We start from the raw sequence: 16,972 nt of genomic DNA, 5'->3' as shown, positions 1-16,972 counted from the left end.
AAGAAAACGCACAATCCCGCGGCAATACGCACCCAACGCGGCGCGCTCGGGCATCAAACCCCTTGCCAACCCCCTCGCCCCCGCCGTAGCCTGACCTCGCTCGACCGCCTTCTACGCCGCATCGAAGGCCGCGCACATAACGATACTGGTACCGCGGCGGGGCCCTACCCCATGACCATCTCATTTTCGCTAAACGGCGCACCCGTCACTTTGACGGACCCGAACCCCACGACCACTCTGCTCGACTGGTTGCGCGACCAGCGCCACCTCACGGGCACAAAAGAAGGCTGCAACGAGGGTGACTGCGGCGCGTGCAGCGTCATGGTTACAGATGCGAACGGCACATCGGCGCTCAACGCTTGCATCCTGTTGCTGCCACAACTCAGCGGCAAACACGTCACAACGGTCGAAGGCTTGGCTGCGCCAGATGGCACCCTCCACCCCGTGCAACGCGAAATGGTCACCCACCACGGCAGCCAATGCGGCTTTTGCACACCAGGGTTCACAATCGCGATGGCCACAGCCCACCTGAACGGCGACACAGATCACGACACCGCCCTCGCGGGCAATCTGTGCCGCTGCACCGGCTACGCCCCCATCATCCGCGCTGCAAAAGCGGCAGAACAACACCCCATCCCCGACCACCTATTTTTTCTGGCTAAAAATCCTCCGGGAACGCAGCCTTTGGTTGCGGGGGCAGAGCCCCAAACTCCCCTTCAACCAAGATCATCCGATGATCTGGCGCAGCTCTACACCGACCACCCCGACGCCACCCTGATCGCAGGCGCCACGGACGTCGGCCTATGGATCACCAAGCAATTGCGCCCTCTCGACACGCCCGTCTTTCTCAATAAATGCACCGACCTGCGCGGCATCACGCAAACCGACACGGGCTGGCACATCGGTGCCATGACCACCATCGCCGAGCTAGAACACGCGCTTGCCCCCCACTTTCCCAGCCTTGGCACCCTACTGCGCCGCTACGGCTCTGCCCAAGTCCGCGCCGCAGCGACTTTGGGCGGCAACATCGCAAACGGCTCGCCCATCGGTGATGGCAGCCCCGCCATGATCGCGCTCGGGGCCACCCTGCATTTGCGCTGCGGCGATACCCGCCGCACCCTCCCGCTCGAGGATTTCTTCATCGCCTACGGCAAACAAGACCGCAAACCGTCCGAGTTTATCGAGGCCATCTCGATACCCGCACAGCCCGACACGCTGCACTGCGCCAAAATATCCAAACGCTTTGATCAAGACATATCCGCTGTTTGCGGCTGCCTGAACCTGCCCATAGAGAACGGACACTTCGGCACCACCCGCCTTGCCTTTGGCGGCATGGCAGGCACCCCTGCGCGCGCGCGCCACGCCGAGGCCGCGCTTTCGGGCAAACCCGTTACGCTCGCGACCATCTACGCCGCGATGCAGGCCATGCGGGACGACTTCACCCCCATGTCAGACATGCGCGCCTCTGCTGACTACCGGATGCAGGTCGCGCAAAACATGGTTTTGCGCGCCTATCACACCATCACCGGCACCCCCTCCGATCTGCACGAGGTCCGCGCATGAGTGTCTCCAAACCCCTCCCGCATGACACCGCCCACCTGCACGTCACAGGCGAGGCCCGCTATGTCGATGACATCCCGACCCCCACAGGCACGCTCCACCTCGCCTTCGGCCTCAGCGATACCGCCCGCGGCACAATCACAGCGATGAGCGTCGAAGAAGCGAAGAGCGCGCCGGGCGTAATCGCCGTCCTGACAGCCGCCGATCTGCCCTTCGCCAATGATGTCTCCCCCTCCAATCACGACGAGCCGTTGCTGGCGGACGGCACCATCCACTACCTCGGACAGCCGTTATTCCTTGTCATCGCTACCAGCCACCTCGCCGCCCGCAAAGCTGCGCGTTTGGGGAAAGTTACGGTAGAGTCGCAAACCCCCATCCTCACCATCGATCAAGCGATGGCCGCCAATAGTCGGTTCGAGGAAGGCCCCCGCATCTACACCAAGGGCAATGTAGACACCGCCCTTACCAGCGCGGCCCACACACTCAGCGGACAGCTAGACGTCGGCGGTCAGGAACATTTTTACCTTGAAGGCCAATGCGCCCTCGCCCTGCCGGGTGAAGATGGTGACATGACGATCCACAGCTCCACCCAACACCCGACCGAGATCCAGCACAAAGTGGCCGAGGCCATCGGCCTACCAATGCACGCCGTGCGGGTCGAGACGCGGCGCATGGGCGGCGGCTTTGGGGGCAAAGAAAGCCAGGGCAACGCGCTGGCCGTAGCCTGCGCCATCGCCGCCCGTACCACGGGGCAGCCGTGCAAAATGCGCTATGACCGCGATGACGATATGACCATCACGGGCAAACGGCACGATTTCCGCATGGACTATACTGTGGGCTTCACGGCTGAGGGCCGCCTGACCGCCGTGGACTTCACCCATTACGTCCGGTGTGGCTGGGCTATGGACCTCAGCCTGCCTGTCGCCGACCGTGCCATGCTGCACGCGGACAATGCCTATCACCTGACGGATGTGCGCATTACGTCGCACCGACTTAAAACCAACACCCAAAGCGCCACAGCCTTTCGCGGCTTTGGCGGTCCGCAAGGTATTGTCGGGATCGAGCGGGTGATGGACCACATCGCCACCCATCTGGGGCTTGACCCCCTCGCCGTGCGGGTCGCGAATTTCTACCGTGACAGCGCCGCGCAGGGTCAGGTGCAGACCACCCCCTATGACCAACCCGTCGAGGATTGCATCATCGGCGCCCTGACCAATCGCCTGATCGACAGCAGTGAATACACCGCCCGCCGCAAGGCCGTGGCGCAGTGGAACGCCGGCAACGCGGTCCTGAAACGCGGCATTGCCCTGACGCCTGTGAAATTCGGCATCTCGTTCACGCTCACACACCTCAATCAGGCAGGCGCGTTGGTGCATGTCTATCAGGACGGCTCGATCCATCTGAACCACGGCGGCACCGAGATGGGTCAGGGGTTATTTCAGAAGGTAGCCCAAGTCGCCGCTTCGGAATTCGGCGTGCCGGTGGCGCAGATCAAGATTACCGCCACGGACACGGCTAAAGTGCCCAACACTTCCGCAACTGCGGCAAGTTCCGGCACCGACCTCAATGGCATGGCCGTGCGGGCGGCGTGTCAAACCATACGGCAGCGTATGTCAGAGCATTTATCAGCCATCTATGACATACCTCAAACAGATATTGGCTTTGCCGATGGCCAAGTCACACTAGGCGACACAACGCTCAGCTTTGCCCAAGCGGCGCAAGCAACCTATGAAGCGCGGATCAGCCTCTCGGCCACGGGGTTCTACAAAACGCCCGACATCCAGTGGGACCGCATCAAAGGCACGGGGCGGCCGTTTTTCTACTTCGCCTACGGTGCGGCAATCACCGAAGTCGTCATCGACACGCTCACGGGCGAAAACCGCATCCTGCGCACCGACATCTTGCATGACGCAGGCCAGTCGCTGAACCCCGCGCTGGACATCGGCCAGATCGAAGGCGGCTATGTGCAAGGCGCAGGCTGGCTCACGACAGAGGAGTTGGTCTGGGACGACAAGGGCGCGCTCAAAACCCACGCGCCCGCGACCTATAAAATCCCCGCCTGTTCGGACCGTCCCGACATTTTCAACGTCGCCCTCTGGGACGAGCCGAACCCAGCCCGCACCATCTACCGTTCGAAAGCGGTGGGAGAGCCGCCGTTGATGCTGGGTATCTCTGCGTGGTCCGCGCTGGCCGATGCGGTGCAATCCTGCGGGCCGACCTACGCCGACCTGCAAACGCCCGCCACAGCCGAGGCCATCCTCGCCGCTGTCACCCGCGCAGGACAAAGCGATGAGTGAAACGAAGAGCGCCGCCCTGTTTGTCGAGATCACCGGCACCCGCGGCTCTACCCCGCGTGACGCGGGCACGGTGATGAAGGTTACTGCAAACGACACCGATGGCACCATTGGCGGCGGCGCGCTGGAATACAAGGCAATCGCCAAAGCCCGCGCACTGCTGGCGACAGGCGCGGCGGAACAGACCGAAACGATCCCGCTGGGCCCCAACCTTGGCCAATGCTGCGGTGGCGCGGTTACGCTGCGCTATACCAGAGAAACGCAGTTTTTTCGCCCGTTGGACCAATTCACCGTGCACAGGATCGTGCCGAACCGCCCCCACCCCAAACACCTCTGGGTCTGGGGGGCCGGTCACGTGGGCCGCGCAGTGATCAAAGCCGCCCACCCCCAAGCCTTCAAAATCACATGGATCGACGATGCGGCGGACCGCTTTCCCGTCCGCATCCCTGCCCATGTCACGCAAACCCCTGCCGCCGATATGCCGCTGCTGGCAACCCGCGCCCCGCACTATGCGCATCACCTGATTTTCACCTACTCCCACGAGATTGATCTGGCGCTTTGTGCCGCCTTGGCCAAACGTGGGGCGGCCAGCATCGGGCTGATCGGGTCAGATACCAAATGGGCGCGGTTTTCCAAGCGCCTTGCGGCGATGGGCCTTGATCCATCGCTGATTACCTGCCCGATTGGCGATAAAACACTTGGCAAAGCCCCGCATCAGATTGCAGATGGGGTCGTGCAGTCTTTGCTGTCCGATTCTGCCAAAGAGGTCTGCCTATGATACAGCCATTGCTGTCCCTGAATTCCCTGACCAAAGCCTACCCCGGCGTTGTGGCGAATGACGATGTCTCGTTGCGAATCGCGCCGGGTGAGGTGCACGCCCTGCTGGGCGAGAATGGCGCGGGCAAATCAACGCTGGTCAAGATGATCTACGGCCTTGTCAAACCGGACAGCGGCCAGATGCAGATGCACGGCAAGGCTTTTGCCCCCGCGCAACCGCGTGCTGCGCGGGCGGCGGGCGTTGGCATGGTGTTCCAGCATTTCTCCCTTTTCGATGCCATGACCGTGGCCGAGAACATCGCATTGGGGATGGAAAACGCCCCCAAGATGAACGACCTCAGCGCACAGATCAGCGCCGTCTCGGAAGCCTACGGGCTACCGCTTTCCCCCGACCGCATCGTTGGCGACCTATCCGCAGGCGAGCGTCAACGGGTCGAGATTATCCGCTGTTTGCTGCAAGACCCCAAGCTGCTTATCATGGATGAGCCGACAAGCGTGCTTACGCCGCAAGAGGTTGAAATCCTGTTCAAAACCCTGCGCAAGCTAAGCGCCGAGGGTACGGCAATCCTGTATATCTCGCATAAGCTCGAGGAGATACGCAGCCTGTGTAACACCGCTACGATCCTGCGCTTGGGCAAGGTTGTGGGCACCTGCACCCCGCGTGAGACAACAGCGCGGGCGATGGCAGAAATGATGGTCGGCAAGTTGTTGCAGACGCCCCAGCGCGCAGAGCAAGAAACAGGCGACGTTGTGCTGCGCCTCACGGGTCTGAATGTCGCCGCGCCCAATGCCTTTGGCATGGCGCTGCGCGACATCAGCCTTGATCTGCGCGCGGGCGAAGTGCTGGGTATTGGCGGCGTGGCTGGCAACGGTCAGGATGAGCTTCTGGCTGCTTTGTCTGGTGAGCGGCCAGTGGCGCGGGGCATGATCGACTATCAGGGAACCGATATCGGACCGCTGGGCCCCACACCGCGTAGACAGCTGGGCGTGCTGGCCGCCCCCGAAGAGCGGATGGGCCATGCCGCAGCACCCGACATGTCGCTGACCGAAAACGCGATGCTGACCGCTGCACAGCGGATGGAACTTGAGAGCGGCGGTTTCCTGAACTGGCCTGCGGCCACGCGGTTTGCTGCCAGCGTGATCGAGCGGTTCGATGTGCGCACGCCTGGTCCTAAAGCCGCGGCGCGGTCTTTGTCCGGCGGGAATTTACAGAAATTCGTGATCGGGCGCGAGGTTATGCAAAACCCTGCTGTGTTTATCGTGAACCAACCGACGTGGGGTGTGGATGCATCGGCTGCTGCCGCGATCCGTCAGGCCTTGTTGGATCTGGCGCATAACGGAGCGGCACTGATCGTCATCTCGCAAGATCTGGATGAGTTGATGGAAATCTCGGACCGTTTTGCCGCCTTGAATGAGGGGCGGTTAAGCGCGCCGCGCCCTGCACGCGGGATCACGATTGAGGAGATCGGTCTGTTGATGGGCGGCGCCCACGGTATGGAGGTGGCGCATGGTTGAGGCTGCGGGATTTGAGTTTATAGGCAAAATAAAGAAGGCGGGCGGCGCATGATTTCGCTGGTGAAGCGGCCAGAACCGAGCCGTGCTTTTTCGCTGGCGGCACCGCTGTTGGCTGTGTTGGCGACGATGGTGTTTGGCGGGCTGTTGTTTACGCTGCTGGGCAAGGACCCGCAGGAGGCGATTGCTACGATTTTCTGGGAGCCGCTGTTTGGGGAATTTGCGTTTTTCTACCGTCCGCAGCTGCTGATTAAAGGCGCGCCTTTGGTATTGATCGCCATTGGTCTGAGCCTTGGGTTCAAGGCGGGCATCTGGAACATCGGCGCGGAAGGGCAATACATCATGGGTGCGCTGTTTGGCGCAGGCGCAGGATTGGCGTTTTACCCTGCCGAGAGCGTGTTTATCTTTCCGTTGATGGTGCTGGCTGGTGCCTTTGGCGGCTGGGTCTGGGCGATGATCCCTGCGGTGCTGAAGGTAAAGTTCGGGACGAACGAGATTTTGGTATCACTGATGCTGGTCTATGTGGCGGAGCAGTTTTTGGCATCCATGTCGCTGGGATTGTTGAAAAACCCCGAGGGGTTCGGCTTTCCCGGATCGCGGAATTTGCAGCAATATGCCAGCGCGCACAATGCGGATTTGATCGCGGGGTCGGGGATGCATTGGGGTGTTGTGGCGGCCTTTATCGCGGTGATCTTTGCCTATGTTTTGCTGGCGCGCCACCGTTTGGGATTTGCCATTCGAGTGACCGGAGAGGCCCCGCGTGCGGCGAGCTTTAGCGGCGTGAACCCTGCGCGGCTGGTGCTGTTTTGTTTGGGCACCTCAGGCATATTGGCGGGTCTTGCCGGTATGTTTGAGGTCAGCGGCCCTGCGGGGCAGGTGACGATTGATTTCAATGTGGGCTACGGGTTCACCGCGATCATCGTGGCCTTCCTTGGGCGGTTGCATCCCGTGGGGATCTTGCTGGCGGGCGGGTTGATGGCGCTGACCTATATTGGCGGGGATATCGCGCAATCCAAGCTGGGACTGCCAGCCGCGGCCATTCAGGTTTTTCAGGGGATGTTGCTGTTCTTTCTGCTCGCCTTTGATTTATTCACAAACTACCGGCTGCGATTTGGCCGCACGGAGGTGGCGTGATGGACCTGTCCGCAATTAACCCGATCCTGTTTGTCGCGGGCTTTTTCGTCGCCGCAACACCACTGATTTTCGCCGCAATTGGCGAGCTGGTGGTGGAGCGTTCGGGCGTTCTCAACCTTGGGGTTGAGGGGATGATGATCATCGGCGCGATCTGTGGTTTCGCCACGGCCGTTGAGACGGGGTCGCCCTTGCTGGGGTTTGGGGCTGCCGCTGTTGGTGGCGCACTACTAAGCCTGCTGTTTGCGTTTCTGACCCAAGTGATGCTGGCCAATCAGGTGGCTTCGGGGCTGGCGCTGACGCTGTTCGGGTTGGGGTTCTCGGCGCTATTGGGGCAAAGCTATGTCGGGGTGAAACCGCCGCGTTTGGGGGACGTGGATTTTGGCGTTTTGGGCGATATTCCTGTCATCGGCCCTGTCTTCTTGAGCCATGATATCATTGTCTACATCGGGCTGGCGTTGGTTGTGGCGGTTTGGGCCGTGCTCAAGTTTACCCGCGTCGGCCTGACCCTGCGCGCCGTGGGTGAAAACCACGATGCGGCCCATGCGCTGGGGTTCAAGGTCAAGCGCATCCGCACACTGGCGATTATGTTCGGCGGAGCCTGTGCGGGCGTGGGCGGTGCCTACATCAGCCTGATCCGCGTGCCGCAATGGACCGAAGGGATGACTGCGGGCGTTGGCTGGATTGCGCTCGCGCTGGTTGTGTTTGCCTCGTGGCGGCCGTTCCGCGTGCTGCTGGGTGCCTATCTTTTTGGCGGTTTGGTGCAATTGCAGCTGAATCTGCAAGGCGCAGGCGTTGCCATTCCTGTCGAATATCTGGCAATGTCGCCCTACGTTATTACCATCGTCGTCCTTGTCCTGCTGTCGCGGTCGAAAACCGCCGCACCAGGGTCACTGGGGCGCATTTTCCACGCCTCGTCCTGAGGCATCAATCTGCTAGAGAACCGATCCGGGGAGACACCATATGACATTCACCAAACGCGCCGCAGCCAAGCTGTTGCTGGGGACCGCACTGGCGGCCACCATGGGCACCGCTGCAATGGCCGATGGCCACGAAAAAACAAAAGTGGGCTTTGTCTACGTTGGCCCCGTCGGCGACGGCGGCTGGACCTACGAGCACGACAAAGGCCGCCAAGCGATCGAGGCCGAGTTCGGTGATCAAGTCGAAACCGTATTCGTCGAATCTGTGGCCGAGGGCCCCGATTCCGAGCGTGTGATGACCCAGATGGCACTGGACGGTGCGGACCTGATTTTCACCACGTCGTTCGGCTACATGGACCCGACGAACAATGTCGCGGCCAAGTTCCCTGATGTGAAGTTCGAGCACGCAACAGGCTACAAGCGTCTGCACCCCAACGTGTCCACATACTCGGCCCGTTTCTATGAGGGTCGCGCCATTCAGGGCCACATCGCGGGCAACATGACCAAGTCGAACATCATCGGTTATATCGCGTCCTACCCGATCCCCGAAGTTATTCGCGGCATCAACTCTGCGTTCATCCACGCACGCAAAGTAAACCCCGAGGTCGAGTTCAAGATCGTCTGGGCCTATACGTGGTTTGACCCCGCGAAAGAAGCCGACGCGGCCAAGGTTCTCATCGATCAAGGTGCCGACGTGATCTTGCAGCATACCGACTCCACAGCGCCCCAAGCGGCCGCACAGGAAGCGGGCAATGTTGTGACCTTCGGTCAGGCGTCGGACATGGGCCAATATGCGCCCTTCCCCCGCGTTTCGTCCATCATTGACGACTGGGCGCCCTACTACATCGCACGCACCAAGGCTGTCATGGACGGCACTTGGGAGCAGAAAGACACATGGGACGGCATTGGCGCGGGCATGGTCGGCATCGGCGAGATTTCCGATGCAGTCCCCGCAGACATCAAAGCCGAAGCACTGGCGATGAAAGCGGCGCTGGCGGATGGTTCATACCACGCGTTCACCGGCCCGTTGAAAAAGCAAGACGGCAGCGATTTCCTTGCTGAAGGCGAGACTGCGGATGACGGCACTTTGGCTGGCATGAACTTCTATGTCGAAGGCATCGTAGGCGACATCCCACAATAAGCGGACCGCTTTGGAATTTGGATCGGCCCCGCCAGAAACGGCGGGGCCTTTCTTGTTTGTGCTGCGCTACAACATCGCCCGCTATCCCGCAGGGTAGCTGCCGTCGGGCCCGTGGACTTCGGTCCCTTCAAGCCCGGGTGAGAAAACACAAATCAGGTGTAGCGCCGTGCCATCCGCAGGCACGCGGACCTCGTGCAGATCATGGGCGTCGGGCGCATAAAGCACCCCCGCCGAAATCTCGTGAACCCTGCCGCTGTCCAGCTCGATTACCTCGCCCGCGCCGCCGATGCAGTAGCATGCCTCGATGTGGTGTTTGTACTGCAACCGCAGGACCGCCCCGGGCAGAACGCGGGTTTCTGTCATGGAAAACCCCATACCGTCAGAGCGTACCAGCAGGCGCAAACTCTCCCATCCTGGTCCGCTGGCGTCGCGTGCTGTGCCTGTCAGGGTTGCCTTATCCGCGATGATCATCTGCGCTTCTCCCGTTGCGTCACGCGCAGTGTGACCCGCTTTGCAGGCGGGCGCAAACCGCCTAAGCTTTGTCTCATGATTAAATTGCACCACCTCAACAGGTCCCGCTCGCTCCGTATCCTCTGGCTGCTCGAAGAGATCGGCGTGCCATACGAATTTGTCGTGCATGAGCGGGACGCAAAGACGAACCTTGCGCCGCCCGCGCTGCTGGCGCTGCATCCGCTGGGCAAATCCCCGATGATCGAGATGGACGGCGAGACCGTGATTGAAAGCGGCGCAATCACCGAGGTCCTGTGCGCGACACATGCCCCCGATATGATCCCGCCTACGGGCAGCCCTGCACACCGCCGACATCTGGAGCTGATGCATTTCGCAGAAGGCTCTGCCATGACGCCCATTCTGTTGAACCTCTATGTCAGCAAGCTGGGGGATGCAGGCGCGCCCCTGCATCCGCGCATCACATCCGAGCTGGACAACCATTTCTCCTATATGGAAAACATGATCCGCCCGTCGGGGCATTTTGTGCTGGATGAGTTGAGCGCCGCTGACGTCATGCTCAGCTTTCCTGCGCAGATCGCCATGCGGCTGAACGGGCGCGATGCCTACCCCAAACTTACCGCGTTCGTCGACTGGGTCGAGGCGCAGCCCGCCTATCTCCGTGCGGTGGAAAAAGGCGGGGTGTAATCCGCCCGCCCCATTGAAGTGCCGCCGCAACGGTGGCACCAAAGGGGTATGATACAAAAACTGACCACTCTTGATGGGACGCCCATCAGCCGCTTTGCCTTTGGCACGATGCAGTTTGGCGCGGGCGCCGACCGTGCCGCATCACAAGCGATGTATGACGCGTCCCGCGCCGCCGGCATCAACCACTTCGACACCGCGCACGTCTACACCGACGGCGCATCCGAGACCTTTCTGGGCGAGATGATCGCGCCGCACCGCGATCAGGTCTTTGTCGCGACCAAGGCGGCTTATACGGGCGGCTCGACCCGCGCGACGATCCTGTCCTCGGCCAAGACATCCCTCCAGCGGATGAAGATCGACGTAATCGATGCGCTCTATCTGCACCGGTTTGACCCCGACACCGATATGCACGAGACGTTCGGCGCCTTGGCCGAACTGAAGCAGGAGGGCGTCATTCGCTACGTCGGCATCTCGAACTTTGCCGCATGGCAAGCGATGAAAGCCGTCTATATGGCGAATATGGCCGATCTGGAAATCGCGCTGATCCAGCCGATGTATAACGTGGTCAAACGGCAGGCCGAGGTCGAAATCCTCCCCATGGCCGAAGATATGGGGATGCTTTGCGCACCCTATTCGCCTTTGGGCGGCGGGTTGCTGACAGGCAAATACGACGGCAAAGGCACGGGGCGTCTGACTCAGGACGCCCGCTATGCTGCGCGCTACGACTTTGATTATATGCACCGCGCCGCACAGGAGCTGACCCGCATTGCCGCCCGCGAAGATGTGCATCCCGCCACGCTGGCAGTGGCTTGGGCCGCAGCGCACCCCACATCTCCCTCACCAATCCTGTCGGGCCGCTCGCTGGAGCAATTGAAGCCGTCCCTCGCCGCGATCGGCTATGACCTGTCTGACGCGCTCTATGCAGAATTGGCCGGACTGGTCCCCGCGCCGCCACCCGCCACCGACAGGGCAGAAGAAGCATGAGCCGCGACATCATCGTTATCGGCGGCGGCATTGCAGGACTGTCTGCCGCCGCGCGTCTCTCTGCGGATGCAAAGGTCACCGTGCTTGAGATGGAGAGCGTGACGGGCTACCACGCCTCCGGACGCTCTGCCGCGCTGATCGAAGAGAACTATGGCGCGCCCTTGGTTCAGGCACTGAATCGCGCCAGCATGGCGTATTTCCACGAAGGTGATTACCTGACCCAGCGCGGCTTGATGATTCTCGCGCAAGCGGATGACAAGGAGGCGTTCCGCGCAGATGCGGACCAAATGGGCGTGCACGAAATCTCGCCCTCCGAGGCCGTAGGCAAGGTGCCGATCCTTGATCCCGCAAAGGTCGGGTTCGCGGGCTACCACGCCGAGGCGTTCGACATTGATACCGACCGTTTGATGCAGGATTTCATCCGTGTGCTGCGCAAGAACGGCGGCGAGGTGATCACCGAGGCCATCGTAACAGGCATTCGCCGCGACAGCCACGGCTGGCATGTCTCGGCGGGGGCTGACTATACGGCGCGAACGCTGGTGAATGCGGCGGGCGCTTGGGCCGATTTGATTGCGGGCATTGCGGGGGTGACGCCGCTTGGCATCGTGCCGCACCGCCGCTCTATGGCGCGGCTGGCCGCCCCTGGCGGGCACGACACGTCACGCTGGCCGATGTTTTTCGGCACTGGCGAAAGCTGGTATGCAAAGCCTGACGCGGGCGCTTTGCTTGTCTCTCCTGCGGAAGAAGTCGCGACCCACCCCCATGATGCATTTGCCGATGACATGACGCTGGCCGAAGGGTTGGACCGCTATCAATCCATGGTGTCCGAGCCTGTGACCCGCCCTGTCGCCACATGGGCGGGCCTGCGCAGTTTCGCCCCGGACCGCACGCTGGTACTGGGCCGTGATACCCATGAACCGGAGTTCGTCTGGTGCGCGGGCCAAGGCGGTTATGGCTTCCAGACATCGCCTGCGGCCTCTGTTTTGCTGGCCGATCTTGTGGCGGGGCGCCCCCCCGCATTAAAGGCTGACGCCGTCGCGGCGCTGCGCCCCGACAGGCTGCAAACATGAGCAAACTGCCCCCCTCTGCCAGCATCACACATGCGGAAGAAGGCGGCAAGCTCAGCGCGCCATCCGCCCTGCGTAACATCGCAGCAATCACCGAAGTGGTCACCGCCCACGCTCCGCCTTCGGGCCGCGCATTGGAGATCGCATCGGGAACGGGCCAGCATATCACCGCCCTTGCCCGCGCCCTGCCCGCGCTGGACTGGCACCCCACCGAGATCGCCCCCGAACGCATCACCAGCATCAACGCCTACCGCGCCGAGGCCGCACTGCCGAACCTGCACCCTGCGCAAACGCTGGATGCCACGGCGGCAGGTTGGCCCGCGCAGCATGTGCCATACGATCTGGTCTACCTTGGAAACCTGCTGCACCTCATCTCCGACGCCGCCGCCAACACAGTGCTGAGCCAGGCGGCGCAGGTGCTCACGCCCCATGGCGTGTTGATCCTCTATGGTCCTTTCATGCGTGCAGGGCAGTTGACCTCGGACGGGGACAAATCGTTTCACGCCGACCTGCGGGGCGCGGATCCCGCGATCGGGTATAAAGATGACCGTTGGATCAATGAGATACTGACACAAGCGGGCCTTGACCTTAAGGTCGTGGAAATGCCCGCCAACAACCTATGCCTTATCGCCCGTCAGGAGCCGTCATGAATTTCCGCACCATCCTCTCTGCCTTGCTGATCGGAACACTGGCTGCTTGTGGGGGCGGCGATAGCGGGGGCAAAGCGATCCCTGTGGGTGAGGCCGTAGCCCCAAACTTTCGTGACGCAAAACCCGTTGACTTCAAAGGCCAAACGCCTGCCCGCTTTCCCGTGCACGGGATCGACGCGGCGCGGTTCCAGAAAAGCGTCAATTGGAAACAGGCGCGGCGCAATGGCGTGAACTTTGCCTTCATCAAAGCGACCGAAGGCGGTGATCTGTTGGACTCGTCGTTCAAGTCCCACTGGCGCGGCGCAGGTCAGGCAGGCGTGGCCCGCGGCGCCTATCACTTCTATTATTTCTGCACTACGCCCGAGGTGCAGGCCCGTTGGTTCATCAAAAACGTCCCGCGTGCCAAAGGCATGCTGCCGCCTGTGCTGGACATGGAGTGGAACCCGTTTTCGCCCACCTGCGCGCATCGCCGCCCCGAAGCCCGCGTGGTGCAAGACGAAATGCGCCGCTGGCTGAAGATCGTCGAGGCGCATTACGGCCAGCGCCCGATCATCTACACCACGCCGCGCTTTTACAAAGAGAACAAGCTGGCGCAGTTCAAAGGCTATGAATACTGGCTGCGCACCACGGCTAAAACCCCGCGTCAGGCCTATCCCGGCGAAAGCTGGCGCTTCTGGCAATACTCGATGACCGGCCTGATTGACGGGATCGCGGGGGAGGTTGATCTGAACCTGTTCAACGGCAACCGTGCCCAGTGGAATGCGTGGCTTGCCGCACGGGCGCACCGCTAGGAAATACGCCCAAGGCCCATCGGCAGTATCCAGACGGGCTGCCGTGCGGCCTTGATCTGGCAAGACGGCGCATGGGCGCGCAGGCCCGCCAGCTCTCGGCCCGCACGGATCGTGACGCAGGTCAGGTCCTCCGCAAAATCAGGCAGGTAAAAGATCACCACCTTGCGCGTGGCCCCGAAGCGCATCTGCGTAAGCGAGATCTGCGCGGCGGCGCGGCTGTGGCAGGCGTCCCAACACAGCTCTGCAATATCGGGGAGGTGCCGCAGGCTGTCCCTACGGTTGAGCAGAACGATCGTGACCGTGGCGTCGTCAGCCTGCTCTGCGCCAAGCGCCTCGCGGACCTCATCGGCGCGGTCCCCGATCACGGCTATCGTCGGCGTGCGTGGCGGGGACAGTGCCCCGCCCAGCGCAAAGACCACCGCGACAAAGCCTGCCGCGATGGTGAAATAGTGTCTAGCCGTCCACGCGGATTGTGGTGTTTTTCGGATCATACGGGCTGTCCTCGACAATCTCGGCGTCCCACAGCTGGTCAAACATCTTGACCTTGAGCTTGGTGCCCACGGTGGCCACCTCGGGCGAGACGTAGCCCATGCCGATCGACTTTTCAAAGGCGACAGAATAGCCGCCCGAGGTCAGACGCCCCACGCGGGTATCACCATAATAGAGTACTTCGCGCCCCCAAGGGTCCGCATCGTCAGGCCCGTCAATCAGCACGGTCACGCATTTCGCCTTGATCCCGTGATCGGCCATCGCCTGCTTGCCGTGAAACTCCTTGTTCAAATCAACAAAGCGCGGCAGGTCAGCCTCCAGCGGTGTGGCATCGCGGCCCAGCTCGGTGCCGAAGGCGCGATAGGATTTCTCCTGTCGCAGCCAGTTCTGCGCCCGCGCACCAACCAGCTTCATGCCGTGCGGCTCCCCCGCTTTTTCCAGCAGGTCAAACAGGTGGTTCTGCATCTCGATCGGGTGGTGCAGCTCCCAACCCAACTCTCCGGTATAGGCGACGCGGATGGCGCGCACGGGCACCATGCCCAGTTCGATGTTGCGCATGGTCAGCCACGGGAAGCGCTTGTTGCTCAGCACTGTTTCGGGGGAGGCGTCGCTCACGACTGCATTCAGCACATCGCGCGACTTCGGCCCTGCGATGGCAAAGACACCCCACTGCGTGGTCACGTCATGACACTCGATATAGCCCAGCTCGGGCATTTTATCCTCAATGGCCTTGCGCAGATAGTCGCTGTCATAGGCGGTCCATGCGCCCGCGCTCACCAGATAGTATTCGTCCTGCGCCAGCCGCACGATGGTATATTCCGTACGCGTGGTGCCAGCGCCTGTCAGCGCATAGGTCAGGTTGATGCGGCCCACGCTTGGCAGCTTGTTACACGTGAACCAATCCAGAAACGCAGTCGCCCCCGGCCCTTTGACCAGATGTTTGGTAAAGGCTGTGGCGTCGATCAGGCCCACGCCCTCGCGGATGGCCTTCGCCTCCTCCACCGCATACTGCCACCATCCGCCACGGCGGAAGCTGCGGCTGTCTGCATCGCTGAACCCTTCGGGCGCGTAGTAATTCGGACGCTCCCACCCGTTCACCCAACCAAACTGCGCGCCGCGCGCCGCTTGGCGGTCATAGGCAGGCGAGGTCCGCAGGGGCCGCGCCGCAGGGCGCTCTTCGTCAGGGTGATGCAGGATGTAGACGTGTTCGTAGGCTTCTTCGTTCTTGCGGGCCGCAAATTCGGTCGTCATCCAGTCGCCATAGCGTTTGGGATCAAGCGAGGCCATGTCGATCTCGGCCTCGCCGTTGACCATCATCTGCGCAAGGTAATACCCCGTGCCACCCGCCGCCGTGATCCCGAACGAGAACCCCTCGGCCAGCCACATATTGCGCAGCCCCGGCGCAGGGCCCACCAGTGGATTGCCGTCCGGCGTATAACAAATCGGCCCGTTGAAATCATCCTTGAGGCCGGAGTCCGCACAAGACGGCACACGCTCGGTCATGGCCATATACTGCTCGGCGATCCGGTCCAGATCGAGCGGGAACAGGTCAGCGCGGAAACTGTCGGGTACGCCATGCTCAAACCTTGCAGGCGCACCGTGCTCATAGATGCCCAAAATCCAGCCGCCCCGCTCTTCACGGGCGTAGGATTCATTGTCGGCATCGCGGATGACGGGATGCTCGGGGTTTCCATCCGCCCGCCATTTCACCAGCTCGGGGTCTTGGTCCATCACAATAAACGTATGCTCAACAGGGATCGCGGGCATCTTGATGCCCAGCATCTGCGCCGTGCGCTGCGCGTGGTTGCCGCTGGCCGTCACCACATGCTCTGCCGTGATCACTACCTGCTCGTCCGAAGGGACCAGATTGCCCCCCTTCTCGACCATCTTGGTCACGGTGACTTCCCACGCCTCACCGTTCCAATGGAAGGCATCGGCCTGCCACTTGCGCTCGATCACGACACCACGCTGGCGCGCGCCTTTGGCCATCGCCATGGTCACATCGGCAGGGTTAATATAGCCGTCCGTCTGGTGGTAAATCGCGCCCTTCAGATCGTCCGTGCGGATCAGCGGCCACTTCGCCTTGATCTCGTCTGGCGTCATCCATTCATAAGGCACGCCGCACGTCTCGGCGGTGGAGGCATAAAGCATATACTCCTCCATCCGCTCCTGCGTCTGCGCCATGCGCAGGTTGCCCACAACAGCAAAGCCCGCGTTCAACCCCGTCTCTTCCTCAAGCGTCTTGTAGAACTTGATCGAATAGTCGTGGATATGCGTCGTCGCATAAGACATGTTGAAATACGGCAGCAACCCCGCCGCATGCCAGGTCGAGCCTGAAGTCAACTCGTCGCGCTCCAACAACACAACATCATCCCAGCCCGCAGCCGCCAGATGATAGGCAATCGAGGTGCCAACAGCGCCGCCACCAACAACCAAAGCTTTGACTTGCGTTTTCATATCCCGATTCCCCTTTGCGCGTGATGCCACCGTTGTACCGCGCA

Annotated in this window: 15 protein-coding genes; 12 read left to right on the top strand and 3 right to left on the bottom strand. The window is 61.7% G+C overall.

The genetic code is table 11. The features are described from left to right. The first annotated feature begins 171 nt into the window (after window positions 1-171). The 7 genes from xdhA (at window position 172) to ABMC88_RS15365 (ending at window position 9,335) form a co-directional block, all read left to right on the top strand. Window positions 172-1,563 carry a xanthine dehydrogenase small subunit gene (xdhA, locus tag ABMC88_RS15395; protein WP_349577789.1) on the top strand — a complete coding sequence of 464 codons (1,392 nt, stop codon included), beginning with the start codon at window positions 172-174 and terminating at the stop codon, window positions 1,561-1,563. Continuing rightward, a complete protein-coding gene (gene xdhB, locus ABMC88_RS15390) occupies window positions 1,560-3,857 on the top strand; it encodes a xanthine dehydrogenase molybdopterin binding subunit (protein WP_349577788.1) in 2,298 nt (765 codons plus the stop codon). The genes xdhA and xdhB overlap by 4 nt, the downstream gene beginning before the upstream one ends. Next, entirely contained in the window at window positions 3,850-4,632 is a 783-nt protein-coding gene (xdhC, locus tag ABMC88_RS15385) for a xanthine dehydrogenase accessory protein XdhC (protein ID WP_349577787.1), read from the top strand. The genes xdhB and xdhC overlap by 8 nt, the downstream gene beginning before the upstream one ends. Continuing rightward, the gene (locus ABMC88_RS15380) at window positions 4,629-6,146 is read left to right on the top strand and encodes an ABC transporter ATP-binding protein (protein WP_349577786.1); all 1,518 of its coding nucleotides are present in this window, start codon (window positions 4,629-4,631) and stop codon (window positions 6,144-6,146) included. Before xdhC ends, ABMC88_RS15380 begins: the two co-directional genes overlap by 4 nt. A 48-nt stretch (window positions 6,147-6,194) precedes the next feature. Next, window positions 6,195-7,277: an ABC transporter permease gene (locus ABMC88_RS15375; RefSeq protein WP_349577785.1), complete on the top strand. Its 1,083-nt coding sequence runs from the start codon at window positions 6,195-6,197 to the stop codon at window positions 7,275-7,277. After that, window positions 7,277-8,197: an ABC transporter permease gene (locus ABMC88_RS15370; RefSeq protein ID WP_349577784.1), complete on the top strand. Its 921-nt coding sequence runs from the start codon at window positions 7,277-7,279 to the stop codon at window positions 8,195-8,197. The genes ABMC88_RS15375 and ABMC88_RS15370 overlap by 1 nt, the downstream gene beginning before the upstream one ends. A gap of 100 nt (window positions 8,198-8,297) precedes the next feature. Next, complete coding sequence (locus ABMC88_RS15365) at window positions 8,298-9,335, top strand: BMP family ABC transporter substrate-binding protein (protein WP_349577819.1); 1,038 nt, start codon at window positions 8,298-8,300, stop codon at window positions 9,333-9,335. An 81-nt stretch (window positions 9,336-9,416) separates the two neighbouring features. Here the strand turns inward: ABMC88_RS15365 and ABMC88_RS15360 are convergent, their stop codons facing one another. After that, window positions 9,417-9,806 (bottom strand): ectoine synthase, encoded by a 390-nt coding sequence (locus ABMC88_RS15360; RefSeq protein WP_349577783.1) that lies wholly within the window; start codon window positions 9,804-9,806, stop codon window positions 9,417-9,419. A gap of 75 nt (window positions 9,807-9,881) precedes the next feature. Between ABMC88_RS15360 and ABMC88_RS15355 the strand changes: the two genes are divergently transcribed. The 5 genes from ABMC88_RS15355 to ABMC88_RS15335 are packed head-to-tail and all read left to right on the top strand — an operon-like array spanning window position 9,882 to window position 13,982. After that, a complete protein-coding gene (locus ABMC88_RS15355) occupies window positions 9,882-10,490 on the top strand; it encodes a glutathione S-transferase family protein (RefSeq protein WP_349577782.1) in 609 nt (202 codons plus the stop codon). A 48-nt stretch (window positions 10,491-10,538) separates the two neighbouring features. Then, the gene (locus ABMC88_RS15350; protein WP_349577781.1) at window positions 10,539-11,474 is read left to right on the top strand and encodes an aldo/keto reductase; all 936 of its coding nucleotides are present in this window, start codon (window positions 10,539-10,541) and stop codon (window positions 11,472-11,474) included. Further along, window positions 11,471-12,544: an NAD(P)/FAD-dependent oxidoreductase gene (locus ABMC88_RS15345; RefSeq protein ID WP_349577780.1), complete on the top strand. Its 1,074-nt coding sequence runs from the start codon at window positions 11,471-11,473 to the stop codon at window positions 12,542-12,544. Before ABMC88_RS15350 ends, ABMC88_RS15345 begins: the two co-directional genes overlap by 4 nt. Next, entirely contained in the window at window positions 12,541-13,191 is a 651-nt protein-coding gene (locus ABMC88_RS15340) for a DUF938 domain-containing protein (RefSeq protein ID WP_349577779.1), read from the top strand. The genes ABMC88_RS15345 and ABMC88_RS15340 overlap by 4 nt, the downstream gene beginning before the upstream one ends. After that, on the top strand, window positions 13,188-13,982 hold the full coding sequence (locus tag ABMC88_RS15335; protein ID WP_349577778.1) for a glycoside hydrolase family 25 protein: 795 nt from the start codon (window positions 13,188-13,190) through the stop codon (window positions 13,980-13,982). The genes ABMC88_RS15340 and ABMC88_RS15335 overlap by 4 nt, the downstream gene beginning before the upstream one ends. On the opposite strand, the gene ABMC88_RS15330 is transcribed toward ABMC88_RS15335, so the two are convergent. Beyond that, the gene (locus tag ABMC88_RS15330) at window positions 13,979-14,473 is read right to left on the bottom strand and encodes a hypothetical protein (protein ID WP_349577777.1); all 495 of its coding nucleotides are present in this window, start codon (window positions 14,471-14,473) and stop codon (window positions 13,979-13,981) included. The genes ABMC88_RS15335 and ABMC88_RS15330 overlap by 4 nt on opposite strands. Further along, on the bottom strand, window positions 14,436-16,928 hold the full coding sequence (locus tag ABMC88_RS15325; RefSeq protein ID WP_349577776.1) for a GcvT family protein: 2,493 nt from the start codon (window positions 16,926-16,928) through the stop codon (window positions 14,436-14,438). The genes ABMC88_RS15330 and ABMC88_RS15325 overlap by 38 nt, the downstream gene beginning before the upstream one ends. Window positions 16,929-16,972: the final 44 nt, after the last annotated feature.

Source organism: Sulfitobacter aquimarinus, assembly GCF_040149565.1.
GTDB lineage: Bacteria > Pseudomonadota > Alphaproteobacteria > Rhodobacterales > Rhodobacteraceae > Sulfitobacter > Sulfitobacter aquimarinus.
Note: the sequence above shows the minus strand (reverse complement) of the source record. Positions and strands in the feature narration are given on the sequence as shown.